Origin of the sequence: Amycolatopsis sp. ATCC 39116 (assembly GCF_000231075.2) — a bacterium.
Taxonomy (GTDB): domain Bacteria; phylum Actinomycetota; class Actinomycetes; order Mycobacteriales; family Pseudonocardiaceae; genus Amycolatopsis_E; species Amycolatopsis_E tucumanensis.
On sequence record NZ_AFWY03000044.1, the window covers coordinates 1 to 21553 of the forward strand.

Below are 21553 nucleotides of genomic sequence, written 5' to 3' on the forward strand. Positions count from 1 at the left end.
CAGGGTGGTCGGGCGGCGCAGGGCGGTCGGGCGGCGGAGCGGCGTGGGGCGGCGAGGCGGCCTAGTGGCGCGGGGGCGGTCAGGGGGCGGGGATTGCGTCATGATGTGGGGCACGAGCTCGACGACGAGGAGGTCTGCCCCATGGGCCGTCACGTGGAGGAACACCAGCGCAGCCTTACTGATCCGGAAGGGTTCTGGCTCGCGGCGGCGAAGGCCATCGATTGGACTCGTGAGCCGTCGCGGGCGTTGGACTCTTCGCGGGCTCCCTTGTTCCGCTGGTTCCCGGACGGGGAGCTCAACACCGCCTACAACGCCCTCGACCGGCACGTCGAACGTGGGCGTGGGGAGCAGCCCGCCCTGATCTGGGACTCCCCGGTCACCGGGGGCAAGCGGACCTTCACCTACGCCCAGCTGCGGGACGAAGTCGCTCTGTTCGCGGGGGCCCTGCGGTCCCTCGGCGTCGGCAAGGGCGACCGCGTCATCGTCTACCTGCCGATGGTTCCCGAGGCCGCCGTGGCGATGCTCGCGTGCGCCCGGATCGGGGCCGTGCACTCCGTGGTGTTCGGCGGCTTCGCGCCCAAGGAACTGGCCGCCCGCATCGAGGACGCCAGGCCGAAGGTGATCGTCGCCGCGTCCTGTGGCATCGAGCCGAACCGCGTGGTCGAGTACAAGCCGATCATCGACGAGGCCCTCGCCGCCACCACCCACCAGCCGGACAAGGTCGTGGTGCTGCAACGCGACGCGGCGCAGGCGACGCTCGGCGAACGGGACGCCGACTGGCGGGAACTGGTCGCCGGCGCGAGCCCGGTCGATCCGGTCCCGGTCGCGGCTACCGACCCGCTCTACATCCTCTACACCTCCGGCACCACCGGGAAACCGAAGGGCGTCGTGCGCGACGCGGGCGGCCACGCGGTCGCGCTCGCGTACTCGATGCACGCGGTCTACGACATCCAGCCCGGCGACATCTGGTGGACCGCCTCCGACGTCGGCTGGGTGGTCGGCCACTCCTACATCGTCTACGCGCCACTGCTGATCGGCGCCACGACCGTGATGTACGAGGGCAAGCCGGTCCGCACCCCGGACGCCGGCGCGTTCTGGCGCGTCATCAGCGAACACAAGGTGAAGGCCCTGTTCACCGCTCCGACTGCGCTGCGGGCGATCAAGCGCGTCGACCCGGACGCGACCGAGCTCGCGAAGTACGACCTGTCGTCGTTCCGCACCCTGTTCATGGCCGGTGAGCGACTCGACCCGGAGACCCTGAACTGGGCCGCCGACAAGCTGGGCGTCCCGGTGATCGACCACTGGTGGCAGACCGAGACCGGGTGGCCGATCGCGGCGAACCCGCGGGGCCTGGAACCGATGCCGGTGAAGCCGGGCTCGGCCACCGTCCCGGTGCCCGGCTACGACGTGCGGATCCTGGACCAGGCCGGCGACCCGCTGCCCGCCGGGCAGGAAGGCGCCATCTGCATCAAACTCCCGATGCCGCCGGGCACCCTGCCGACGCTGTGGGGCGACGACGAGCGCTACGTGGAGGCGTACCTGTCGCGCTACGAGGGCTACTACCTCACCGGCGACTCGGGCTACTTCGACGAGGACGGGTACCTGTTCGTCATGGGCCGCACCGACGACGTCATCAACGTGGCCGGGCACCGGTTGTCGACCGGGTCGATGGAGGCCGTGCTGGCGGCGCACCCGGCGGTCGCCGAGTGCGCGGTGATCGGCGTGCATGACTCGCTCAAGGGCCAGCTGCCGCGCGGGCTGGTGGTGCTCAAGTCCGGTGTGGACGTCGACGAGGAAACGCTGAAGGCGGAGCTGATCGCGGCCGTCCGGCGGGACATCGGCCCGGTGGCGGCGTTCCGGCAAGTGTCCGTTGTGGACGCGCTGCCGAAGACGCGATCGGGCAAGATCCTCCGCAAGACCATGCGCGGACTCGCGGAAGGTCGGGACGAGCCGGTGCCGTCGACCATCGAAGATCCTTCGGTGCTCGACAAGCTGCGCGCGGTGCTGCGGGAGGACTGACCGCGAAAGAGTCCACTTGAGACGGATGAGGACGTTCGGCAGGGCGTTGATGTTCACACCGGCAAGCTAGACCCGAGCACCGACAGAAAGCACTGTCCGGCCGGGGAATCGCCACCCGAACGAGTCGAATGCGGCGGTTCACCCGGCCGGAGCAGTGCGACGGCAACCGGGGCATTGCGCGCGCCGGAACACTGGTCTATACCTTTAGGGGACCCGCTCCCGATCCCCGCGGAGAGTGACCCATGCGCAGATCCCTGGCCGGCCTGCTCGGCGCCACCGCGCTCGCGCTGACCGCCCTCACCCAGCCCGCACTCGCCAGCGAACCCGCCACCGCGCCGAGCACCCGCGCCCTGGCGGACGTGATCCCCGCTCCGGTGTCGGCGATCGCCGACCCCAAAGCCGACTTCCGGCTGACCCCGGCCACCGCGATCGAGGCCGACCGCGGCGCCCGTCAGGTCGCCGACTACCTCGCCGGCCTGCTCCGCCCGTCGACCGGGTACCGCCTCCCGGTCGTCGAGCGCACCTCGGCGCCGTCCATCGCGCTGGAGCTCGGCCCGACCGCACGGGTCGGCGACCAGGGCTACCAGCTCACGGTGACGAAGAAGGGCGTCACGCTGCGCGCGAACAGCGGCGACGGCCTGTTCGCCGGCGTGCAGACGTTGCGCCAGCTGCTGCCCGCGCAGGTCGAGTCGCGGCAGGTGGCGCGCGGCCCGTGGACCGTGCCGGGCGGGAAGATCGTGGACTACCCGCGCTTCGCCTATCGCGGCGCGATGCTCGACGTCGCACGGCACTTCTTCACCGTCGACGAGGTCAAGCGCTACATCGACCAGATCGCGCAGTACAAGGTCAACCGGCTGCACCTGCACCTGTCGGACGACCAGGGCTGGCGGATCGAGATCAAGAGCTGGCCGCGCCTGGCGACGTACGGCGGCGGCACCGAGGTCGGCGGCGGCCCGGGCGGCTACTACACGCAGGAGCAGTACAAGGATCTGGTCGCCTACGCCGCGTCCCGGCACATCACGGTGATCCCGGAGATCGACATGCCGGGCCACACCAACGCCGCGCTGGCCTCGTACGCGGAGCTGAACTGCGACGGCGTCGCGCCGCCGCTGTACACCGGCATCGAGGTCGGGTTCAGCTCGCTGTGCGTGGACAAGGACATCACCTACAAGTTCCTCGACGACGTGATCGGCGAGCTCGCCGCACTGACCCCGGGCCGCTACCTGCACATCGGCGGGGACGAGGCCCACGCCACGACCCCCGAGGACTACCAGAAGTTCATGGGCCAGGTGCTCCCGATCGTCGCCAAGCACGGCAAGCTGGCGCAGGGCTGGCACGAGATCGCGAAGGCCGATCCGCCGGTGTCCGCGGTGCCGCAGTTCTGGGACACCGACGGCGTCGACGCCGACACGGCGGCGGCCGCCGCGGCGGGCAACAAGATCGTGGTTTCCCCGGCCAACAAGGCCTACCTCGACATGCAGTACAACGAGAACAGCCCGCTCGGCCTGCACTGGGCCGGGTACGTCGAGGTCGCCGACGCCTACGACTGGGACCCGTCGACGGCGGTGCAGGGCGTCGGCGAGGCGTCCGTAGCGGGTGTCGAGGCGCCGTTGTGGTCGGAGACCCTGACCGACAGCGACGACATCGAGTTCATGGCCTTCCCGCGGCTGCCCGGCATCGCGGAGATCGGGTGGTCGCCGAAGTCGACCCACGACTGGAACGGCTACCGCGAGCGGCTGGCGCAGCAGGCGCCGCGGTGGGAGATCCAGGGGATCGACTTCTACCGCTCCCCGCAGGTCGACTGGCCGTGAGCAGGCCCGCGTGCCCGGCGCGTCCCCGCGCCGGGCACGCGGTCAGTTCCCGGCTTCCCGGAGGGCAGCCCACGCGTCTGCCACGGGCGCCAGGTGCCCGAGCTTGTCCGGGTTGTTGACGGTGCGGATCGTCTGGACCACTCCGTCGGCGATGTCGAACGCCCAGATGCTGATCAGCCCCCCGTTCCGGTCCCGGAAGATCGCGCCCGGCTGGCCGTTGACCGGGTGGACGGCCACCTGGGCGCCGATCCGCGCGAACATCGGCATGAGCGTCGCCAGCACGCCGGCCACCGCGCCGGCTCCGGTGAACCGCTCCGCCCACTGCGGCGCCTTGCCGCCGGCGTCGCCGATCATCTGCACGTCGGCGGCCAGCAGCGAGGTCAGCGCGCCGACGTCCCCGTTCCGGAACGCGTCGAGGAACCGCTCGGCGAGCTCGTCCCGCTTGGCCCGGTCGGCCTCGAACCGGGGGCGGCCGGCGTCGACGTGCCGCCGGGCCCGCACCGCGAGCTGACGGCACGCCGCCTCCGAACGCCCCACGGCGGAGGCGATCTCGGGGAAGCCGAACCCGAACACCTCGCGCAGCACGAAGACCGCGCGCTCCAGCGGGCTGAGCCGCTCCAGCAGGAGCAGCGCCGCCATCGACAACGAGTCGGCCAGCTCCGCCGCGCGCTGCGGGTCCTCGTACGGATCGGCCAGCAGCGGCTCCGGGAACCACGGCCCGACGTACTCCTCCCGCCGGACCCGGGCCGAGCGCAACACGTCGATCGCGACCCGGCTCACCGTCGCGGACAGGAACGCCTTGACCGACTCCGGCCGGGTCGGCGACGTCGCGAAGCGCAGCCAGGTCTCCTGCACCGCGTCCTCGGTTTCGCTCACGCTGCCCAGCAGCCGGTAGGCGATGGAGAACAGCAGCGGCCGCAGCTCCTGGAACTCCTCGGCCCGGTCCATCACGCCCCGGTCTACCACGGCACCGGCCCGTCCTCGGCGAAGAACCCGGCCGTCGGTCCGTCCGGGCCGAGCGTCGCCAGCCGCACCACGACCGCCGCACCCTGCGCGACGGTCAGGAACCCGGTGTGGTTGTTGCTGTCCGTGTCGACGAACCCAGGAGCGACCGCGTTGACCAGGACACCGTCCTTGCGCAGCTCGTTGGCGTACTGGACGGTCAGCGCACACAGGGCGGTCTTGGACGGGCTGTACGCCGCGGACGGCAGCAGCGCCGCGAAGGGGCCGTCCGGGTCGCTGGTCAGGGTCAGCGAGGCGGCGTGGCTGCTGACGTTGACGATGCGCGGCGCCGGTGACCGCCGCAGCAGCGGCAGCACCGCGTTGGTCACCGCGATCACGCCGAACACGTTGGTCTCGAACACCGCACGGACCATGTCCAGGTCGACCGTGCTCGGGATCTGGTCGCGCGCATCCGCCGGGTCGACCTGCCCGGATCCGGTGATCCCGGCGTTGTTGACCAGCACGTCGAGCCGCCCGAAGCGGTCTTCGATCTGCCGCGCGGCCCGCCGCACCCCGGCCGCGTCGGCGACGTCCAAGGTGATCGCGTGGCCGCCGACCGCCGCGGCGGCCTCCTCGGCGCGCCGCGGGTCGCGGCCACCGACCAGGACGGTCATGCCGAGCGCGGCCAGTTGTTCGGCCACGCCACGCCCGATCCCCTTGTTCGCTCCGGTGACCAGCGCGACCTTCTGCTGTTCGCCCATCATCAGCTCCTCGTTCCGGGTGGGTGTTCGGCACCCGAGACGAGACAGCCGCTCCCCCTGTGACATCCGGTCGAGTAGACAGCGTCTACAGATCTTGGTACACAGGTGTCTACCAGGTGAACACCGGATGTCGGAGAGCTGAATGGGCTATCAGAGGTTCGTCGCCCTCGGCGACAGTTGCGCGGAAGGCCTGCACGACCCGTACCCGGGCACCGACATCTACCGGGGCTGGGCCGATCTGGCCGCGGCCACGCTGGCCCAGTACGACCCCGCCTTCCGGTACGCCAACCTGGCCGTCCGCGGCCGCCGCCTCGACCAGATCATCGTCGAGCAGATCCCCGCGGCACTGGACCTCAAGCCCGACCTCGTCACGCTCTTCGGCGGCGCGAACGACGTCATGACCCGCACCTACCGCGCCGAGGTCGTCGCGAAGCGGGTGGACGCGGCCATCCGCATGCTCACCCGCGCCGCGCCCACCGTCGTCGTCTTCACGCTCAGCGACGTCTCCGGCCGCGTGCCCGGCCTGCTGCGCATCCGCCACCGCCTGGAAGCCCTCAACGAGGCGATCCACGCGTCCGCGGCGAAACACGGCGCCGAGGTGGTCGACCTGTGGGGCGAGGAAGCCGTGCACGACCTGCGCTACTTCGGCCCGGACCGGCTGCACCTGTCCGAGTACGGCCACCGCCGCCTGGCCGCGCACCTGCTCACGACCCTCGGCGTCGACTACGACCCGGCCTGGCTGGAGCCGCTGCCCGGCGACCCGGTGCGCCCCGGCCTGCGCGCGCACGCCGGCTGGGTGTGGCGCGAGGTCCTGCCGGTGATGGTCACCCGCACCCGTAACTGGTTCACCGGCCGGTCGCCCGGCGACGGTTTCGCGCCGAAGCGCCCCGATCTGCTCCCCGTCATCGCCGACGAGCTGGCGTCGTGGAAAACGATCCCCGGCAGCGCCTGATCGACAGCGCCGTCGCCGTCCTGACCAGCGAGGGTGTCGAGGCCGTCACCCTGCGACGGATCGCACGCGAGGCGGGCGTTTCGCACGGCGCGCCGCTGCGGCACTTCGCCGGGCGGGCCGAACTGCTCGCCGCGGTCGCCGCATCCGGGTTCGCGGAGCTGCACGACCGCGCGGCCGCCCTGCCGGAGGGCAACGCGCAGCAACGGTTGCTGACGGCGTGCCGCCGCTACCTCGACTTCGCGCTGGCGAACCCGGCCATGTTCGAGCTGATGTTCCGGCCGGACCTGATCGACGTGCGCGAACCCGAGCTGGCCCGCCTGTCCAGCGCGGTGTTCGAGCAGTTCCTGGACCTGGTGACTCAAGCGCAGGCGGTCGGCTGGCGGCGGGGCACCGCTTCGCGTCCGCTCGCCGCGTCGCTGTGGGCGTCGCTGCACGGGCTCGCCGCGCTGTGGCTGCGCGGCGGGTTGCCGTCGGCCGCCGAGTCCTTCGACGTCGAGCAGACGCTGGCCGTCACGCTCAACACCTACCTCCGCTCCTGACACGCGGCGGCGATCCGCCGGTACGCCGCCTCCACGTGCTCGGCACGGGTGGCCGGTGAGCCGACCGCGAGCCGCAGCAGCACGTGCCCGTTCACCTTGGTGTGGCTCAGGAACAGCTCGCCCGACGCGTTGAGCCGTTCCATCGCGGCGAGGGTCTCCGCGTCCGGGTCGGGAGCGGACGCAGGCCACCGGGGCCGGAAGCACACCAGCCCGAACGGGTGCCCCGGGTGCAGCTCGAACCCGTCGTCGGCGTCGATCAGGCGGGCGAACCGCGCGGCCAGTTCGACGCAGTTCCGGATGTGCGCGCGCAGCCCCTCCGCGCCGTACCAGCGGATCACCGACCACAGCTTCAGCGCCCGGAACCGCCGCCCGAGCGGGACCTGCCAGTCCCGGTAGTCGATCACCTCGCCCGACTCCGTCGCCGTGTTGCGCAGGTACTCCGGCAGGATCGACAACGCGTCGATCATCGGCCGCCGGTCCCGCACCCACAGCACACCGCAGTCGAAGTTGGTGAGCAGCCACTTGTGCGGGTTGGTCGCGTACGAGTCCGCGTACTCGGCCACGCCGTCGTTGATCCACCGCAGCTCCGGGCACACCGCGGCCGATCCGGCGTAGGCCGCGTCCACGTGCAGCCACACCCCGGCCTCGCGGCACACCGCGCCGATCTCCGCGACCGGGTCGATCGCCGTGGTGGACGTCGTCCCGATCGTCGCGCAGACCAGCGCCGGCACCGCGCCCCCGGCCACGTCCTCGGCGATCATGCGCCGCAGCTCGGCGACGTCCATCGCGAGCGTCACCGGATCCACCGGCACCATCCGGACGTTCTCCCCACCGAGACCGGCGATGCGCCCGGCCCGCTGCAGTGACGAGTGCGTCTCGGTGGAGACGTAGATCCGGTAGGTGCCCGTCACGCCGTGGTCGCGGATCTTCCCGCCGCTCGCCCGGTGCAGCGCGGCGAGCAACGCCACCAGCGCCGCGCTCGACGCCGAGTCCTGGATGACCCCGCCACCCGCGCCGTCGGTGCGGAACTCGGCGGGCAGCCCGAGCAGCTCGGCGAGCCAGTCGACCACGACGGTCTCCAGCTCGGTGCACGCCGGGCTCGTCGCCCACACCATCCCCTGCACGCCGAGACCGCTGGACAGCAGGTCACCGAGGATCGCCGGGCCGGACGCGTTGGCCGGGAAGTAGGCGAAGAAGTCCGGGTGCTGCCAGTGGGTGATGCCCGGCAGGATCACGCGGTCCAGGTCGCCGAGGAGGTCCTCGAACGGCTCACCTCGCTCCGGCGGGTGCGCCGGCAGCCGGTCGCGCACCTCCCCCGGCGCGAGCGGCGAGCGCACCGGCCGGTCCTCGATCGTGCTCAGGTAGTCGGCCACCCAGTCGACGACCTGCTTGCCGTAGCGCCGGAACTCCTCCGGTGTCATGTGCCCCGTCATGTCCCCGAGTCAACCGCGCCACGCCTTTTCGCGCAGCAACCGCAGGCCGTTGAGCGCGACCAGCACCGTCGAGCCCTCGTGACCGGCGACGCCGAGCGGCAGCGGCAGCTCGCCGAACAGGTCCCAGAGCACCAGCCCGACGATGAACCCGCCCGCGATCGCAAGGTTGGCGAGCACCAGCCGCCGCGCGCGACGGGCCAGTGCGACGACCGCGGGGATCGCCGTCAGCTCGTCCCGCACGACGACCGCGTCGGCGGTCTCCAGCGCCAGGTCCGATCCGGCCCGTCCCATCGCGATGCCGGTGTTCGCCGCGGCCAGGGCGGGCGCGTCGTTGACGCCGTCGCCGACCAGCAGGACCCGCTCGCCGAGCTCCCGGACGGCGGCGACCTTGTCCTGCGGCAGCAGGCCGGCCCGCACGTCGGTGATGCCGACCTCGTCCGCCACCCGCGCCGCCGCCCGCGGGTTGTCCCCGGTCAGCAGCACGGGGGAAGCCCAGCTCAGCGCGGTCACGGCGGCGCGCGCGTCCGGGCGCACGCGGTCGGCGAGCCCGAGCACGCCCGCCGGTTCGCCGTCCACCCGGACCAGCACCGCGGTCCGCCCGTCCGCCTCGGCCTCGCGCACCGCCTCGCCGTCGTCCCGGCCGACGAACACCTGCCGCCCGTCGACCACCGCGTGCACGCCCCGGCCGGGCTCGGCGCGGAAGTCCCGCGCCGGAGGCACCCGGTCCGCCGCCGCGACGATCGCCCGGCCCAGCGGGTGCTCACTCGCCTGCTCCGCACCGGCCGCGAGGCGCAAAACCTCCTTTTCGGACATCCCGAGTGGACGGACCTCGACCACGCGCGGCGACCCCTCGGTCAGGGTGCCGGTCTTGTCGAACGCGACGCGCTCCGTCGTGCCGAGCCGTTCGAGCACCACGGCCGACTTGACCAGCACACCGTGCCGCCCGGCGTTGGCGATGGCGGACAGCAGCGGCGGCATGGTCGCGAGCACCACCGCGCACGGCGAGGCGACGATCATGAACGTCATGGCGCGCAGCAGCGTTTCCTGCAGGCCGGCGCCGAAAACCAGCGGCACCAGGAACAACGCCAGCGTCGCCACCACGACCCCGACCGAGTACCGCTGCTCGATCTTCTCGATGAACAGCTGGGTCTTCGCCTTGGTCGCCGACGCCTCCTCGACCATCGCGACGATCCGCGCCAGCACCGTGTCCGAGGAGTCGCGCGTGACCCGCACCCGCAGCACGCCGGTGCCGTTCAGGGTGCCCGCGAACACCTCGTCGCCGACGACCTTCGGCACCGGCATCGACTCGCCGGTGATCGACGACTGGTCCACCTCGCTCGCGCCGTCCAGCACGACGCCGTCCCCGCCGATGCGCTCCCCCGGCCGGACCACGAACTCGTCGCCCACTTCGTAGCTGTCCGCCTCGCCGGTCAGGTCGAGGAGGCTGCGCACCGAATCCGCGGTGCGTTGCGTGGCGACCGCCTCCAGCGCGCCGGAGGTCGCGAAGATGACGATCAGCAGGCCGCCGTCGAGGACCTGCCCGATCGCCGCGGCGCCGACGGCGGCCACGACCATCAGCAGGTCGACGTCCAGCGTCCGCTCGCGCAGCGCCCGCAGCCCCGCCAGCAGCGGCTCCCACCCGCCCGCGGCGTAACAGCCCAGGTAGAGGGCCCAGTACAGCCAAGCGGGGCCGCCACCGAAGTCGGCCGCGAGCCCGGCCAGGAACAACACCAGCGCGGCCAGCGCCCACCGGACCTCGGGCAGCAGCAGCCGGCGCGCGGGACGGACCGCGGCCGCTCTGTCGATCATTTGCACCACGTGCCGAAGCATACCCGAACACATGAAGACGTCTACATGTGTTCTTCGACTAGAATCGTCTCGTGGGTCACGGAGTCGACAGCAAGGACAGGCGGGCAGCGTCGCTGGACGCGCAGAGCGCGGCGACCGTCGCCGCCACCCTGCAGGCTCTGGCCACCCCCAGCCGCCTGCTGATGCTCTCCCGGCTGCGGCAGGGGCCGTGCGCGGTCGGCGAGCTGGCCGAGGCGGTCGGCATGGAGCAGTCCGCGGTCAGCCACCAGCTCCGCCTGCTGCGCAACCTCGGCCTGGTCACCGGGCAGCGCTCGGGTCGCAGCATCGTCTACAGCCTCTACGACAACCACGTCGCCCAGCTGCTCGACGAGGCCGTCTACCACATCGAGCACCTCCGGCTCGGAGTTCCGGACAGCACCACCGCCTGACTGGCAAAGTGGTGGCGTGACGAATCCCGTGGTGGATCTGCGGCCGCCCGCGAACCTGGTCAGCCGCAAGGCCGTGCTGTTCTGGGCCACGCGCGCGGCGATCGGCTGGGTCGTCGTGCTCGCCGGCGAAGGCGTGTGGCTGGGGCTGACCGGCTGGTTCCCGCTGGTCGTCGCGCTCGCCGTGACCGCGGTGGTGGCGATCGCGCACCTCGCCGTCATGCCGCAGTGGCGCTTCCGCGTGCACCGCTGGGAGACCACGCCCCAGGTCGTCTACACGCAGTCCGGCTGGATCAACCAGGAGCGCCGCATCGCGCCGGTGTCCCGGATCCAGACCGTCGACACCGAACGCGGCCCGCTGGAGCGGTTGTTCGGGCTGGCGAACCTGACCGTGACGACGGCCTCGGCGCGCGGACCGGTCCAGATCCACGGCCTCGACATCGAGGTCGCGCAGCGGCTGACCCAGGAGCTCGCCACGCAGACGCAGGCCACGCCGGGGGACGCGACGTGAGCGACGACTGGCAGCGGCTGAGCGCGCGCATGCTCGCGGTCCACCCGGTGCAGGAGGTCGTGCGGCTGCTGCCGGTGCTGATCGGCGTGCTGTTCATCGGCCGCGGCGGCCAGGGCCAGATCTGGAGCCTCGTCGGCCTCGGGCTGGCGATCGCGGCCGGGCTGCTGCGCTGGTTCACCACGACCTACCAGATCACCGCCGAGCACGTACGCGTGCGGCGCGGGCTGCTCAGCCGCAAGGAACTGTCCGTGCCACGCGACCGGATCCGCACGGTCGACCTCACTTCCCGTCCGCTGCAACGGATCCTCGGGCTGAGCCGGGTCGTGATCGGCACCGGCCGCGGCGACTGGCAGGGCGCGATGGGCGTCACGCTGGACTCGCTGGCGACAGCGGATGCCGCGCGGTTGCGCGAAGAGCTGCTGCACCGCCGCACCGAACACACCGAAGGCTTGGTGGACGTGCTGGCCGAACTGCGGCCGGCCTGGGTGCGGTTCGGGCCGTTCACGCTGTCCGGCATCGCCGCGATCGGTGTGGTCGTCGGCTCCCTGGCCAACCTGTTCAACGAGGTGCGCATCGACGAGGACGACTTCGGGATGCTGCAGTCGCTCGTCGGCCGGGTCGCGTCGACTCCGGTGTGGCTCATCGTGATCGTGCTGCTGGTGCTGACCGTCGTGCTGGTGTCCGTGCTGTCGGTGATCGCGTACGTGCTGGCGTTCTGGAACTTCCGGCTGGCCCGCGGCGAAGGCACGCTGCGCGTGACGCGCGGCCTGCTGACCACCCGCCAGACCACGATCGAGCTGCGCCGCCTGCGCGGAGCCGAGATCAGCGAACCGCTGCTGCTGCGCGCCGCCCGCGGGGCACGCTGCTCGGCGATCACCACTGGGTTGCGTGGCGAGCACAGCGGTTCCGTGCTGTTGCCGCCCGCGCCGCGCGCGGTGGCGCACCGCGTGGCCGGCGATGTCCTCGAAGATCCGGCGGCCGCCACTGCCGAACTGGTCCAGCACGGTCCGCGCGCCCACCTGCGACGGCACACGCGGGCGTTCCTGTTCGCGGCGGCCGTGACCGGGCTGTGCGCGCTGTTGTGGTGGTTCGCGGACTGGCCGTCGTGGCTGTGGCAGGTCGCGCTGGCGCTGTTCCCGATCGGCGCGTTGCTGGCCGAGGACCGCTACCGCAACCTGGGGCACGCCTTGATCGGCGGCAAACTGGTGTTCCGGCAGGGCAGCCTGGTGCGGCGGCGGCAGGTGCTCGCGACCGAGGGTGTGATCGGCTGGGTGTTCCACCGGTCGTTCTTCCAGCGGCGGGCCGGGTTGATCTCGCTGACCGCGACCACGGCCGCCGGGCGTCAGCACTACACCGGCGTCGACGTCCCGGCCGCGGAAGCCATCGCGCTCGCCGACGCCGCGGAACCCGGTCTGCTGGAGCCGTTCCTGGTCCGGCGGTAGGGACAACCCGACCGGCGATCGACCGGTGCACCGCAGTGATCTCGTTGCCGCGCGGGCGAAAACTCGTGGGATGACTGCTTCGACGCGGATCCGCCCGCCGCTCGTCGGACTCGGGCTCGTCACTGTCGCCTTCCTCGCCTACGCGCTGCCGCCCTACCTCGGGCTGGACCCGGCGCAGTCCCGCGTGCCGACCCGGTCCGGCACGTGGTTCCACTACCCGCTGCTGGTGACGCACATCTTCCTGGGCACGGCGGTGCTGGTGACCGCCGTGCTGCAACTGTGGCCGTGGCTGCGGCAGAAGCACCCCGAGGTGCACCGGTGGAGCGGCCGGATCTACGTGTTCGCGGCCATCCCGGCCGGGCTCGCGGCGCTCGCCGTGGCGCCGCTGGGGGCGGCCGGGCTGAACCAGCGCGCGGCGAACACGATGCTGGCGCTGCTGTGGCTCGGCACGACGGTGACGGGTTATGTGATGGCCCGGCGGCGTCGGTACGCGCAGCACCGCGAGTGGATGGTGCGCAGCTTCGCGCTGTGCTTCTCCATCGTGGTCAACCGCCTGTGGACGACGGTGTGCGTGGCCGCGTTCGTGCCCGACCCGTCCGACGCGGTGGCCCTCCAGCAGGCGATCGGCGTCGGCACGTGGATGAGCTGGCTGGTGAACCTGCTGATCGCGGAATGGTGGCTGCAGCACACGCGGCACCGCCGCAAGACCCGCCGCGCGACGCTCAGCTCTCCCGTGCCAGCCGGAACGTGAGGCGCAGGTCCGCGCCCCACTCCGCCGGGATCTCCCACGGGATGAAGTGCCCGCCACGCTCGTGCGCGCGCACGTTGACCAGGTTGTACCAGCCACCCCGCTCGCTCGCCACGAAGTTCCGCACCCGCTCGCCGGGCGTCGACACGCCCGGCGGGTTTTCGTGGTTCACCAGGGTGAGCCCGGTCGGCGCCTCGACCACCGGCTGCCGGTCGTGCGACGGCGTCCACGGGTAGCGGTTGTTGTTGGCATACGTGCGGATCGAGGTGCCGATCGTGTTCGTCACCCAGTAGATCGTCGCGTGGGTGAGCAGGTCGTCCTTGCGGTACACCGTCTCCGGGGAACTCCACTTGACCCACCGCTGCAGGATCCACGCGAGCATCCCGGCAGGCGAGTCCGTCAGCCCGAACGACAGCGTGCTCGGCTCCAGCACGTGCGCGGTCAGGTGCACCGCGAACCGCCGCTCCAGCTCCAGCACCCGCGCGTGCGCGTCGGCGGGCAGCCCCGGCGGGATCGGCTGCCCGCCGGTGATGTCCCACGCGCGCTCGCCGTTGAACATGCTCAGCTTCTGCCCGGATCCGATGTGGATGCCGTGCAGTGAATCCGCGTGCTTGTGCCCGAGCTGCCCGGCGATCAGGGCGCCGACATCGCAACCCCCGACGGCGTACTTGCCGAACCCCAGCACCCCGGTCATCAGCTCGTGGAAGATGTCGGCGATCTTCCAGTAGTTCAGGTCCGCGCGCGGCAGCGGCGACGAGAACCCGAAGCCGGGCAGCGACGGCACGATCACGTCGAACGCCTCCCCGTCGCCGTCGGATTCGGCGAGCGAGTCGACCACTTTCGACCAGTGCCAGAACGTCCACGGCCACCCGTGGAGCAGGATCAGCGGCGTCGGGGACGGGCCGGCGCCGGGTTTGCGCATGAAGTGCACGGGCACGCCGCCGACCTCGACGCGGTAGTGGTCATAGGCGTTCATCGCCGCCTCGGCCGCACGCCAGTCGTAACCGGACCGCCAGTGCTCGACGAGTTCCTGGAGCAGCGCGCGGTTCACACCGTAGGCGGAGTCCTCGTTGCCGAGGTCGTCCGGCCAGCGGGTCAGCTCCAGCCGCCGCCGGAGGTCGTCGAGCACCTTGCCGGGCACGTGGATGGGCGTCGGTTTCACTGTTCCCCCAGTTCTACGAGGTGCAGGAGGGCGGGCAGGGCGGCGGCGATCGCGGTCCGTTCCGCACGCGGCAACTGAGCGGCGAGCCGCTCCAGGTGCTTGATCCGCTCGGCGCGCCGCCCCTCGACGATCGCCGCGCCGTCGGGCGTGATCCGCACGATCACGGCCCGCCCGTCGGAGGGGTCCGGCAGCCGCTCGACGAGTCCCTCGCGCTCCAGTTTGGTCACCATCTGTGTGATCGCGGACTGCGTGACCTGCTCGTCGGCGGTCAGCTCGCCCAGCCGCTTCGGCCCGCGGGTGGCGAGCGTGTGCAGCACGGACAACGTGGTGAAGCTCAGCCGCTGCACCGCGGGCAGGCGGATGTTCATGCGCGTGAAGCGCTCCATCACGACCGTCAGCTCGGTGATGTCCAGCTCGCGCACCACCCAGTTATATCAGTTACTAATATTTTTCGTCGTGCACGCTCCGCTCGGCCGGAACGGCTCGGCGAGCTGCGCCAGGTACCCGTCCGGGTAGTGCGGCTTCGCCGCCATGCCGAGGTCGTCGCTGCGGAACCGCCGCTCCGGGTCGTAGGAGTAGGTGCCGAGGCAGTGGTCCCACAGCAGCGTGAACAGCCCGAAGTTGACGTCGCCGACCCCGGCCCACTTGAGGTGGTGGAACCGGTGCGCCTGGTTCAGCGCGAGCACCGCGCGCAGCGGCCCCACCCGGTAGTCCACATTGGAGTGCTGCAGGAGCAGCTGGACCGCGACGCACAGCGCGAGCACGCTCGCGACGGCGGACGGCATGCCGAGCAGGACCAGCGGCGCGACACCGGCGGCGGTTTCCAGGGTCTGGTGCAGCGGGTGCTTCATCAGCCCGTTGAACCCGTACGCGCGTTTGACGCTGTGGTGCACGGCGTGCAGCCGCCACAGCGCCGGGACCTTGTGGCTGGCCAGGTGCACCAGCGTGATCCCGAGGTCGGCGACGAGGACGGCGATCAGCACCTGCACCGCGAACGGCAGCGAGCCGGGCCAGATTCCGTCGATCAACGCGACCGCGGTGAGCGCCGGGAGCACGGCCAGACCGGCCAGCGTCAGCGTTTCGTTCACCACGGCGTGGGCGACATCGCGCCGGTCGTCGCCGTGCGGGACGTTCCAGTCGTCGCGGTAGGGCAGAACGCGTTCGGCGGCGAAGGACGCGCCCACCGCGACGAACAGCAGGCCGAGCAGCCAGAGCTTCGGATGACCGCCGGCCGCCAGGGCGATGGCCGCGCCGTCGACGACGAGGAGCATGAACGGCACGTAGCCGTACCGGACGAGGGTTCGCATGCCGCCGACCCTGCCCGCAGGCGGACCGATCCGGCTTGAACGAACTGGCTACTCCCACCGCACGCCGCGGGTCAGGGCGGACGGGGCGAGCCCGAACATGTCGTGGCAGACGCGCGTCAGGTGCGCGCTGTCCGCGAACCCCGCCGCGTGGGCCGAGTCGGTCAGCGTCGCGCCGGTGCGGGCGTGCTCGATCGCGCGCTGCAGGCGGGCCCACCGCACGTACGCGCGGAACGGCAGGCCGATCTCGTCGCGGAACAGGTGCCCGAGGCGCGACGCGGAGATCCCGGCCACGCCGGCCACTTCCGTCAGCGGGACAGTGGCGTCGAGCATCGCGGGCACGGCCTCGACCGCCCTGCGCAACGCGGGGTGCAGGCTGGTGGGCTCGTCCGGCCAGCCTTCAGCCAGGGATTCGCCTGCCGCCCGCCACGCCGCGGGTGATCCGGCGGGCAGGCCAGTGCCGCGGACCAGGGCGAGGAGCGACCGGCCGAGCACGCCGGTGGCGTCGACCCAGATCAGCTGCCCGGCCGCGCCACCGTGCATCTCGTGTTCGGCGCCAGCCGGGATCACGGCCGAGCGGCACCACTCGTCGCCGTCCGCGCCACGCAGGCGCACCGGCTCGTCGGCGAGCACCACCTGCACGGCGGCGTGCCGGTGCCGGTGCGCGTCCCCCACCGTCCCGCGGTAGCCGAGCCGGCCAGGGCGCAGCGTCGCGGTTCCCCGCCAAGTCACGGCTCCCACCCAACACGAAAATCCGCCGATCGCCGAGCCCGGCGCCGGTCGACTGGCAGAATCGGCCGGGTGCAGGTCGGAATGCTTGGTCCATTCGAAGTTCGCACGGACGACGGCGGCTTCGCCGACGTGCCGGGCGCCCGGTTGCGCGGGCTGCTGGTCGCCCTCGCGCTGCAGCCGGGCCGCGTCGTCCCGAAGGCGGCGCTCATCGACTGGATCTGGGGTGAGCAGCCGCCGTCGGACGCGGTGAACGCCCTGCAGCGCCTCGTTTCCCGGCTGCGGAAGGCGCTGCCCGCCGGGTCGGTCGAGGGGCAGACGGACGGCTACCGGCTGCGGATCGAGCCCGACGCGGTGGACGCCGTCAAGTTCGAACGCCTCGTCGGCAAGGCGCGCGAGGACGAAGATCCGCAGCGGCTGCGCGAGGCCCTCGCGTTGTGGCGCGGTCCGGCCATGCAGGACGTCGGCCTGACCGACAGCGGCGCCTTCGACGCCGCGGTCACCCGCCTCGAGGGGCTCCGCCTGACCGCGCTGGAAGACCGGTTCGACGCGGAGATCCGCCTCGGCAACGGCGCCGATCTGGTCACCGAGCTGACCGATCTGGTGGCCGCGCACCCGGTGCGGGAACGACTGGTCGCCGCGCTGATGCGCGCACTGGTCGCGACCGGCCGCGACACCGACGCGCTGCTCGTCTACGAGCGCACCCGGGAAACCCTGGCCGACGAGCTGGGCGTCGACCCCTCGCCGGAGCTGTCCGCGTTGCACGTCGCGCTGCTGCGGGGCGAGGTGGAGCGCCCCGCGGAGAAGCAGAAGACCAACCTGCGCGCCGAGCTGACCAGCTTCGTCGGCAAGGACGCCGAGGTCACCGCGGTCCGCGACCTGATCGGCGAACACCGGCTCACCACGCTGATCGGCCCCGGCGGCGCGGGGAAGACCCGGCTGGCCACGGAGACCGCACGCACGCTGCTCGGCGACTTCCCCGACGGGACCTGGCTGGTCGAACTCGCCCCGCTCGGCGCGGACGGGGACGTCGCGCAGGCGGCGCTGGCCGCGCTGAAACTACGCGACGCGCTGCTCGGCGACGCGCCGGACGCCGACCCGGCCGACCGCGTCATCGCCGCCCTCCGCGAGCGGACGGTGCTACTGGTCCTGGACAACTGCGAGCACGTGGTCGGGTCCGCCGCGGAGTTCGCCCACCGGGTGCTCGGCGAGTGCCGCCGGCTGCGGATCCTCGCCACGAGCCGGGAACCCCTCGGCATCACCGGTGAGGCGCTGTGGCCGGTCGCGCCGCTGGCGCTGCCCGCGGACGATGCCGACCCGGGCAAGATCGAAGCAGCCCCGGCCGTCCAGCTGCTGCGCGACCGGGCCGCCGCGGTGCGCAAGGACCTCGGCATCGACGCCCAGACGTTGTCGGCCATGGCACGCATCTGCCGGGCGGTGGACGGGATCCCGCTGGCCATCGAACTCGCCGCGGCCCGCCTGCGCACCATGTCGCTCGACCAGCTCGCCAACCGGCTCGACGACCGGTTCCGCCTGCTCACCGGCGGCAGCCGCACCGCGCTGCCCCGGCAGCGGACGCTGCGCGCGCTGATCGACTGGAGCTGGGAGCTGCTCAGCGACGCCGAACGGACGGTGCTGTGCCGGCTCTCGGTGTTCTCCGGCGGCGCGAGCCTGGAAGCGGCCGAGCGCGTCTGCGCCACCGACGAGATCGAATCGTGGGAGGTTCTGGAGCTGCTGACCGCGCTGACCGAGAAGTCGCTGGTGGTCACCGATGACGACGGCGCCCCGCGCTACCGGATGCTCGGCACCATCAAGGAGTACGCCGACGAACGGCTCGCCGAAGCGGGCGATTCCGAGGCGGCGCGCCGCGCGCATCTGGCGTACTTCACCGAACTCGCGGAAACCGCGGAGCCGCACCTCCTGCGCGCCGAACAACTGGAATGGCTCGGCGTGCTCAAGGCCGAGCACGACAACATCGCCGCGGCGATGCGCGGCGCGATCGCGGCCGGCGAAGCGGCGGGCGCGATGCGGCTCGCCGCGGCCGCGGGCTGGTACTGGTGGCTCGCCGGGCACAAGGCGGAGGGCAACGAGCTGATCCTGGCGGCGGCCACGATGCCCGGCGAGGTGGCGGACGAGACCCGCGGCGTGGTGTACGCGTTCGTGTCGGGGTTCATGACCTCCGGGCGCGGCAGCGACCAGTTCGACGCGGTGGAGTGGATCCACAAGGCGTACGAGATCAGCCGGCGCGTGCCCAACCCGCCGCCGTCGCTGCGGTTCGCCGGCGCGATGGAGCGCCTGCTGGAGGGGCCGGACGCGATGCTGACCGCGTTCGAGCCCCAGATCACCGACGACGACCCGTGGGTGCGCGCGCTGGCCCGGCTGCAACTCGGGAAGATGCGGGTGCAGCTCGGCCACGGCGGCTGGGAGGCGGACACCTACCTGGAGGCGGCGCTCACCGAGTTCCGCGCGATCGGCGAACGCTGGGGCATTTCGTTCGCCCAGACCGAGCTGGCGGAGCGGATCGCGACGCGCGGTGAGTTCACCCGCGCCTGCGAGCACTACGAACAGGCGATCGCGGTCGTCAAGGAGGTCGGCGCCGTCGAGGACGTCGTGCGGATGCGGTCGCGGCAGGCCCAGCTGTACTGGGTGCTCGGCGACGCGGAGCGCAGCGCGTCCGCCATGGCCGAGGCGCAGCGGTACGCGGACCGGATCGCCTGGCCGGAAGCGCTGGCCGAGCTGGCGCTGGCGAAGGCGGAGCTCGCGCGCTGGCGCGGCGACACCGAGCAGGCGCGCCGGGAACTCGGCATCGTGACGGAGATGCTGAGCGACAACGCGGAACGGGCGGCCGTCCGCGTGATGACGCACGATCTGCTGGGCTACCTCGCCGAGGACCTCGACGAGGCCAGGGAGCACCGCGCGGCGGCCGTCGAAGCGGCAGCCGAGGCGGGGCACCCGCTCATGATCGCCCAGACGCTGGTCGGCGCCGCGGATCTGGCGCTGCGCGGCGGACAACCCGAACAGGCCGTCCGGTTGCTCGCGGCGAGCGACGCGCTGCGCGGTCTGCCGGACCGCTCGCAGCCGGACGTGGCGCGGATCGAGCAGGAAACGCGGAACCGCCTCGGTGACACGCGGTTCACCGAGGCGGTTCAGGAGGGGCGGGAGGCGAGCTGGCGCGAGCTGATCGCGGTCACGCTCGCTTCTTGAACGTGGCGGACGCCCACAGGTAGCCGACGAGCGCGATGCCGGCGCACCAGGCGAGGGCGGCGATCAGGTCACCGGTGGCGGGCGAGCCGTTGAGCAGGCCGCGCAGGGTTTCGATGATCGGCGTGAACGGCTGGTACTCCGCGAACTCGCGCAGGCCCGGCCCCATCTTGTCGGCGGGGACGATCGCGCTGCTGAAGAACGGCAGCATGACCAGCGGCACCGACGCCATCCCCGCGGATTCCACCGACTTGGCCGCCAGTCCCAGCGCGACGGTCAGCCAGCCGGTCGCGAGACCGAGCAGCACGACCACGCCGAGCACGCCCAGCCAGTCGAGGAAGTCCGCCGACGGGCTGAACCCGAGCAGGAACGCCACGCCGACGAGCGCCGCGATGGCGAGCAGGTTGGTCAGCACGCTGGCGATGACGTGCCCGTTCAGCACCGCGCCACGGGAGACGTCCATGACCTTGAACCGGTTGATGATGCCCTTGGTCATGTCGGAGCTCACCGCGGTCGCGACACCGCCGAGTCCATAACAGACAGCCAGGAGCATCAGGCCCGGTGTGGCGTAGTCGACGTAGTCGACGCCGACGCTGAACGCGTCGCCGAGCATGTACACGAACATCACCATGACCACGATCGGCATCAGGACCGCGTTGAAGACGGTGACCGGGTTCCGCGCGATGTGCTTGAAGTTGCGGCGCAACATCACGAGCGACTGGTTGTTCATTTCGCGACCACCTCCGTGGTGTGGCCCGTGAGGGCGAGGAAGACGTCATCGAGGTCGGGTGTGTGGACGGTGAAGGTTTCGGCGCTGAGCGAGTGCTCGTCGAGCCGGTCGAGCAAGGCGCGCAACGACTTCGTGCCGCCGTCGCTGGGCACGCGGAGGGTCAGCGCGTCGTCGTCGCGGGTGGCGTCGGGCAGGATCCGGGCGGCCGAGTCGAGCTCGGTGGCCGTGGCGAGCCGGAGCCGCACGTGGGTGCCGGGGATCTGGCGCTTGAGTTCGTCGGGGGTGCCCTGCGCGACCAGGCGGCCCTTGTCCAGCACCGCGACGCGGTCGGCCAGCTGGTCGGCTTCCTCGAGGTACTGGGTGGTGAGGAAGATGGTCACGCCGTCGGCCACCAGGTCGCGGATGATGTCCCACATCGTGCGGCGGCTGCGCGGGTCCAGACCGGTCGTCGGCTCGTCGAGGAAGATGACCCGCGGGTTGCCGACCAGCGTCATGGCCAGGTCGAGCTTCCGGCGCATGCCACCCGAGTAGGTCGACGCGGGTTTCTGGGCGGCGCCGGTCAGGTCGAACCGGTCGAGCAACTCGGCGACGACGCGCTTGCCGTCCTTGGCGGGGACCCGGTTCAGGTCCACCATCAGCTGGAGGTTCTCCTGGCCGGTGAGCAGCTCGTCGACGGCCGCGAACTGGCCGGTCACGCCGATCGCCGAGCGCACCGCCTTGGCCTCGGTGGCGATGTCGTGCCCGGCGACGCGGACGGTGCCGCCGTCGGCCTTGATCAGCGTGGTCAGGACGTTGACGGTGGTGGTCTTGCCGGCCCCGTTGGGCCCGAGCAGGGAGAAGATGGTGCCCGCCGGAACGCTGAGATCAATCCCGTCGAGCACGACTTTGTCTTGGTAGGACTTCCGGAGCCCGGAAGCCGTGATCGCCTCTGTCATGACGACCACTTTCGACGGCCGCCCTGACACGGCCCGGTCACCGCACTGACACGACTCCTGACACCGATTCGGATACAGGTCGACATTCAGATACAGATAT

At 71.8% G+C, this 21553-nt stretch carries 19 protein-coding genes; 9 read left to right on the forward strand and 10 right to left on the reverse strand.

Features of this window, described 5'->3' with window-relative positions:
• The first annotated feature begins 141 nt into the window (after positions 1-141).
• Both AMY39116_RS0331435 and AMY39116_RS0331440 read left to right on the forward strand, forming a co-directional pair.
• Positions 142-2019 (forward strand): propionyl-CoA synthetase, encoded by a 1878-nt coding sequence (locus AMY39116_RS0331435; RefSeq protein ID WP_027936382.1) that lies wholly within the window; start codon positions 142-144, stop codon positions 2017-2019.
• Between the two features lie 242 nt (positions 2020-2261).
• The gene (locus tag AMY39116_RS0331440; RefSeq protein ID WP_020421580.1) at positions 2262-3830 is read left to right on the forward strand and encodes a beta-N-acetylhexosaminidase; all 1569 of its coding nucleotides are present in this window, start codon (positions 2262-2264) and stop codon (positions 3828-3830) included.
• A gap of 42 nt (positions 3831-3872) precedes the next feature.
• Here the strand turns inward: AMY39116_RS0331440 and AMY39116_RS0331445 are convergent, their stop codons facing one another.
• Both AMY39116_RS0331445 and AMY39116_RS0331450 read right to left on the reverse strand, forming a co-directional pair.
• On the reverse strand, positions 3873-4778 hold the full coding sequence (locus tag AMY39116_RS0331445) for an RNA polymerase sigma-70 factor (protein ID WP_020421581.1): 906 nt from the start codon (positions 4776-4778) through the stop codon (positions 3873-3875).
• 11 nt (positions 4779-4789) lie between these two features.
• A complete protein-coding gene (locus AMY39116_RS0331450; protein WP_020421582.1) occupies positions 4790-5533 on the reverse strand; it encodes an SDR family NAD(P)-dependent oxidoreductase in 744 nt (247 codons plus the stop codon).
• Between the two features lie 142 nt (positions 5534-5675).
• On the opposite strand from AMY39116_RS0331450, the gene AMY39116_RS0331455 reads away from it, so the two are divergent.
• The gene (locus tag AMY39116_RS0331455; RefSeq protein WP_020421583.1) at positions 5676-6485 is read left to right on the forward strand and encodes an SGNH/GDSL hydrolase family protein; all 810 of its coding nucleotides are present in this window, start codon (positions 5676-5678) and stop codon (positions 6483-6485) included.
• Positions 6458-7024 carry a TetR/AcrR family transcriptional regulator gene (locus tag AMY39116_RS0331460; protein ID WP_020421584.1) on the forward strand — a complete coding sequence of 189 codons (567 nt, stop codon included), beginning with the start codon at positions 6458-6460 and terminating at the stop codon, positions 7022-7024. Before AMY39116_RS0331455 ends, AMY39116_RS0331460 begins: the two co-directional genes overlap by 28 nt.
• Here the strand turns inward: AMY39116_RS0331460 and AMY39116_RS0331465 are convergent.
• Together AMY39116_RS0331465 and AMY39116_RS0331470 are read right to left on the reverse strand one after the other, a co-directional pair.
• Complete coding sequence (locus AMY39116_RS0331465) at positions 7009-8445, reverse strand: aminotransferase class V-fold PLP-dependent enzyme (RefSeq protein WP_020421585.1); 1437 nt, start codon at positions 8443-8445, stop codon at positions 7009-7011. The genes AMY39116_RS0331460 and AMY39116_RS0331465 overlap by 16 nt on opposite strands.
• A gap of 21 nt (positions 8446-8466) precedes the next feature.
• Entirely contained in the window at positions 8467-10266 is a 1800-nt protein-coding gene (locus AMY39116_RS0331470) for a heavy metal translocating P-type ATPase (protein WP_020421586.1), read from the reverse strand.
• A 71-nt stretch (positions 10267-10337) separates the two neighbouring features.
• Between AMY39116_RS0331470 and AMY39116_RS0331475 the strand changes: the two genes are divergently transcribed.
• The 4 genes from AMY39116_RS0331475 (at position 10338) to AMY39116_RS43945 (ending at position 13395) form a co-directional block, all read left to right on the forward strand.
• Complete coding sequence (locus tag AMY39116_RS0331475; RefSeq protein ID WP_020421587.1) at positions 10338-10694, forward strand: metalloregulator ArsR/SmtB family transcription factor; 357 nt, start codon at positions 10338-10340, stop codon at positions 10692-10694.
• A gap of 16 nt (positions 10695-10710) precedes the next feature.
• Positions 10711-11202 (forward strand): PH domain-containing protein, encoded by a 492-nt coding sequence (locus tag AMY39116_RS0331480; protein ID WP_235716256.1) that lies wholly within the window; start codon positions 10711-10713, stop codon positions 11200-11202.
• Positions 11199-12644: a PH domain-containing protein gene (locus tag AMY39116_RS0331485; RefSeq protein ID WP_020421589.1), complete on the forward strand. Its 1446-nt coding sequence runs from the start codon at positions 11199-11201 to the stop codon at positions 12642-12644. Before AMY39116_RS0331480 ends, AMY39116_RS0331485 begins: the two co-directional genes overlap by 4 nt.
• A gap of 70 nt (positions 12645-12714) precedes the next feature.
• A complete protein-coding gene (locus tag AMY39116_RS43945; RefSeq protein ID WP_020421590.1) occupies positions 12715-13395 on the forward strand; it encodes a DUF2306 domain-containing protein in 681 nt (226 codons plus the stop codon).
• Here the strand turns inward: AMY39116_RS43945 and AMY39116_RS0331495 are convergent.
• The 4 genes from AMY39116_RS0331495 to AMY39116_RS0331510 are packed head-to-tail and all read right to left on the reverse strand — an operon-like array spanning position 13367 to position 16590.
• Positions 13367-14554 (reverse strand): epoxide hydrolase family protein, encoded by a 1188-nt coding sequence (locus AMY39116_RS0331495; RefSeq protein ID WP_020421591.1) that lies wholly within the window; start codon positions 14552-14554, stop codon positions 13367-13369. The genes AMY39116_RS43945 and AMY39116_RS0331495 overlap by 29 nt on opposite strands.
• Positions 14551-14976: a MarR family winged helix-turn-helix transcriptional regulator gene (locus tag AMY39116_RS0331500; RefSeq protein WP_202961471.1), complete on the reverse strand. Its 426-nt coding sequence runs from the start codon at positions 14974-14976 to the stop codon at positions 14551-14553. Before AMY39116_RS0331500 ends, AMY39116_RS0331495 begins: the two co-directional genes overlap by 4 nt.
• A 12-nt stretch (positions 14977-14988) precedes the next feature.
• Positions 14989-15861, reverse strand: coding sequence for a sterol desaturase family protein (locus AMY39116_RS0331505; RefSeq protein WP_020421593.1), 873 nt, complete (start codon positions 15859-15861; stop codon positions 14989-14991).
• 48 nt (positions 15862-15909) lie between these two features.
• Positions 15910-16590, reverse strand: a complete 681-nt coding sequence (locus tag AMY39116_RS0331510; protein ID WP_020421594.1) for an AraC family transcriptional regulator — start codon at positions 16588-16590, stop codon at positions 15910-15912.
• 69 nt (positions 16591-16659) lie between these two features.
• Here AMY39116_RS0331510 and AMY39116_RS0331515 point away from each other — a divergent pair, with 69 nt between their 5' ends.
• Complete coding sequence (locus AMY39116_RS0331515) at positions 16660-19791, forward strand: BTAD domain-containing putative transcriptional regulator (protein WP_020421595.1); 3132 nt, start codon at positions 16660-16662, stop codon at positions 19789-19791.
• Here AMY39116_RS0331515 and AMY39116_RS0331520 read toward each other — a convergent pair.
• Both AMY39116_RS0331520 and AMY39116_RS0331525 read right to left on the reverse strand, forming a co-directional pair.
• Positions 19775-20518, reverse strand: a complete 744-nt coding sequence (locus AMY39116_RS0331520) for an ABC transporter permease (RefSeq protein WP_020421596.1) — start codon at positions 20516-20518, stop codon at positions 19775-19777. The two genes, AMY39116_RS0331515 and AMY39116_RS0331520, sit on opposite strands and share 17 nt — an antisense overlap.
• The gene (locus AMY39116_RS0331525) at positions 20515-21453 is read right to left on the reverse strand and encodes a daunorubicin resistance protein DrrA family ABC transporter ATP-binding protein (protein ID WP_020421597.1); all 939 of its coding nucleotides are present in this window, start codon (positions 21451-21453) and stop codon (positions 20515-20517) included. Before AMY39116_RS0331525 ends, AMY39116_RS0331520 begins: the two co-directional genes overlap by 4 nt.
• Between the last annotated feature and the right edge of the window lie 100 nt (positions 21454-21553).